At 62.4% G+C, this 2,655-nt stretch carries 5 protein-coding genes; all 5 read right to left on the bottom strand.

What is annotated here, in order from left to right; translation table 11 throughout:
• Positions 1–45: 45 nt before the first annotated feature.
• Positions 46–579 (bottom strand): lysozyme, encoded by a 534-nt coding sequence (locus FGA82_RS30105; RefSeq protein WP_141129906.1) that lies wholly within the window; start codon positions 577–579, stop codon positions 46–48.
• Positions 576–872 (bottom strand): hypothetical protein, encoded by a 297-nt coding sequence (locus FGA82_RS30100; protein ID WP_141129905.1) that lies wholly within the window; start codon positions 870–872, stop codon positions 576–578. The genes FGA82_RS30105 and FGA82_RS30100 overlap by 4 nt, the downstream gene beginning before the upstream one ends.
• Positions 872–1,081: a TraR/DksA C4-type zinc finger protein gene (locus FGA82_RS30095; protein WP_141129904.1), complete on the bottom strand. Its 210-nt coding sequence runs from the start codon at positions 1,079–1,081 to the stop codon at positions 872–874. Before FGA82_RS30095 ends, FGA82_RS30100 begins: the two co-directional genes overlap by 1 nt.
• Positions 1,081–1,533: a phage protein gene (locus FGA82_RS30090; protein WP_141129903.1), complete on the bottom strand. Its 453-nt coding sequence runs from the start codon at positions 1,531–1,533 to the stop codon at positions 1,081–1,083. The genes FGA82_RS30095 and FGA82_RS30090 overlap by 1 nt, the downstream gene beginning before the upstream one ends.
• A 6-nt stretch (positions 1,534–1,539) precedes the next feature.
• On the bottom strand, positions 1,540–2,655 hold a 1,116-nt coding region (locus FGA82_RS30085; protein ID WP_249384303.1), incomplete at its 5' end, for a DUF2586 domain-containing protein.

Below are 2,655 nucleotides of genomic sequence, written 5' to 3'. Positions count from 1 at the left end.
AGGCGACCAGGCACAACACGACCAGGAACAAGGCTTGGCGCAGCATCACAAGCCCTCCGCACACAGCCGGGATTCGGCCAACCGGCGGTTGTGCAGGCCCGGAATAAAGCGCTTCTGGCCCTTGGCGTCAGTCACAAAGGCCCATACCGGCGTCATGCCGTCCGGCGCCCATGCCAGAGCTTTGCAGCCCTCGGCGATGCGGCCGGCGTTGATAAGCGCGACCGCTCGACTGGCGCAGGTGCTGGTCACACCGAAGTTGTGGCCATGACTGGTGAGTGCGTCGAACGTGGTCTGTCCCACGTTCGGGTTCGTGATGCACTCGGCCAGCTGCAGCTGCGTTTTGCGGATCACCAGCTGCTCCACCTCGGCGCACTTGGCGGGTGACCAGTAGTCGCCGACAACGACCGGGTAAGGGCTGGTAAACCGGGTGATGCCCTTGCAAACCGTGGGCAGTCCGCCGGCGAGCTTGTCCGCGTAAACGGTGTTCTGGCCGTTGCCTTCCCAGGTGCCCAGGAAGATCACCAGCGGCGTGCTGGCCAGCGCGATCGCACCGGCCATGATCCTGCCGCGCAGGCTCATGGGAACCACACGCGCAGCAGTGCCGGCACCACCATCTGCAGGACGGCGCCAACCAGTGTCAGGATGGTCAGCAAGCGCCCGACCTTCGCGCCGATGTCGTTTACCGCGACCGTCAGGGTCTGCTGACCAGCGTTCAATTCCGACAGTTGCCCCGCCATGTGCTCGAACCCTTGCTCCAGTTTGGTCACGCGGGTAGGTACGGTTTCGTGGCGGTCTTCCAGCTCGCTAAGCCGGTGTTCGAATACGGCGAATCTCTGCTCCAGCGTTCCGAGGCGTGCGGCTTCAGTCGTCATCAACGTTTACTCTGCTCAAAGCCCGTTTGGCACGGGACGCACCGCGTTTTACCGCCTGTTGCCTGGCGCGCCGGCGGGATCTCGTTGCCGCAGTCCTCGCAATGGGTCAGGCTCGGCCCGACCGGCACAGACTTCAGCAGCTGGGCTTTGATTGCCTGATCACGTTGGCGCTGCTCCAGTTTTTGGGCGCGGTCGAACCAATCCACCATTAGCGCAGCCCCTCGATCTCGGTAGCGTCGAGGTACGGAACGCCGTTGATGTGGATAAAGTCCGGACTGGTGACGTCGAACGGCACCTTGTGTTTGGTTTTCTCGCCGCCTTTCGGATCGATCGACAACAGGCTGGAGATCTTCACCTTGCAGCCGAAGGCTTCCACGCGCAGTTCCTCGTCTTCGCCGGCCTTGGCGAAAAACACCGAATCGAACGGCTTGAGCTTGCGGAAGCTGCCCGTCGATCGCGCCGCGTCGATCAGCAACTGAAAGTTGGTGCTGTCCAGTTCCAGTTCGCCGGCAGCGGCCACGTCGCCCTCCACGTAGCCGTCAGGCACGCCCCGGGTTTGGGCCACCGCCGAGTTGTCGGTGATGTCCAGGGTGCAGCTCTCGACGTGCAGCGACAGATCGCCCAGGCTCACGTCGAAGTTCTTGCCGCCAATTTTCGCCATGGGGCGTTACTCCGTTTTGTCAGTGGAAAGATCCAGGGCAATGTTCGCCGTGAGGTCTTTCGGGCAGTTGAGGGGTTTGAGCTTGATGTAGGCCGCAACCTTGGTTTTGCTGAGCCATTCCAGCACCAGGTCGCCATCCTTCGGCGGCTCGATGTCACCGGGAAACACCTCGCCGGCGAACTTGACGGACTTGGCCATGGCGCGCAGCGGGGCCATCAGTTGGTTGGTGTTGACCGCCATGCTGTTGGGCGTGCTGTTCAAGCGGCGATCGGCGACACGGCGGATCAGTAGCGGGCGAATCAGGCGCGCGGCCTTGTCGGTGATGCGCAGGTACTCCACGACCTGAAAGTCGCTGTCCGGGGTGTCCAACATGTTGCAGTCGCCCCAGTACACGCCTGGGTAATCCGGATAGATCTGCGACACGGAGAGCCGCGCCCGATCCAGCTCACTGCGCACAGCGGACGGCAGCGGGATCAGCTCGCTATCAGTGGGCACTTGGCCAAGTCCCAGCACCGGGCCGGTGGCCACGCGCATTGGGCTATCAGCGATGCTTACCGCCGAGTTGGCCAAGCGACCGGCCAGCACGCCGAGGTCATTACCGTGAAGCTGCGGCACCATTGCAACGCGTGGTGCGGCCACCCCTGCTACCAATGCTTTTTGCTCGGTGAGGTATTGCGCCCAGGTCTGGTCAACGGTGATGCCGGCAGTACTTGCCAGGAAGAAAACACGACGCCCGTAGGTGTTGTTCAGCGCAACGGCAGCGTCGTGCATGGCCTTCAGTTCATCGGCCTTCACTACGGGCTTGGTAACAATCACCGCTTCTACGGAAACGCCCTGTTGCTGGATTTTCTGCAACGCGGTGGCCCAGTCACCCTCGGGGCCGATCGGGGCCGCGATGCAGGCCCAGCGCTGACCACCGTTCTGGCGTGCCGCAGTGATTTGCGTTTTAAGGTCGCTGGCCGGAATGCCCAGCGCCGTGTCCAGGTCGCTGTCGGTGTTCAGCGGGATTAACTGGCCGACGTTTTTGGCGGCGGGACCAATAAAAAGAAAGTAACGCTCAACCTCTGTCACGGCGCCCTGGCCTAGATTGAGATTGTCGACGGTGACTTGACCGAGTGCCTT

It is taken from the genome of Pseudomonas fluorescens (genome assembly GCF_005938625.1).
GTDB classification, from domain to species: domain Bacteria; phylum Pseudomonadota; class Gammaproteobacteria; order Pseudomonadales; family Pseudomonadaceae; genus Aquipseudomonas; species Aquipseudomonas fluorescens_BD.
The sequence above is the reverse complement of the archived record's forward strand: the minus strand, read 5'-3'. Positions and strand labels throughout refer to the sequence as shown.

What these genes read in the sequence shown, in the direction of transcription:
- FGA82_RS30105 (WP_141129906.1), bottom strand. Translation starts at nt 579, where the DNA reads ATGAGCCTGCGCGGCAGGATCATGGCCGGTGCGATCGCGCTGGCCAGC.
- FGA82_RS30100 (WP_141129905.1), bottom strand. Translation starts at nt 872, where the DNA reads ATGACGACTGAAGCCGCACGCCTCGGAACGCTGGAGCAGAGATTCGCC.
- FGA82_RS30095 (WP_141129904.1), bottom strand. Translation starts at nt 1,081, where the DNA reads ATGGTGGATTGGTTCGACCGCGCCCAAAAACTGGAGCAGCGCCAACGT.
- FGA82_RS30090 (WP_141129903.1), bottom strand. Translation starts at nt 1,533, where the DNA reads ATGGCGAAAATTGGCGGCAAGAACTTCGACGTGAGCCTGGGCGATCTG.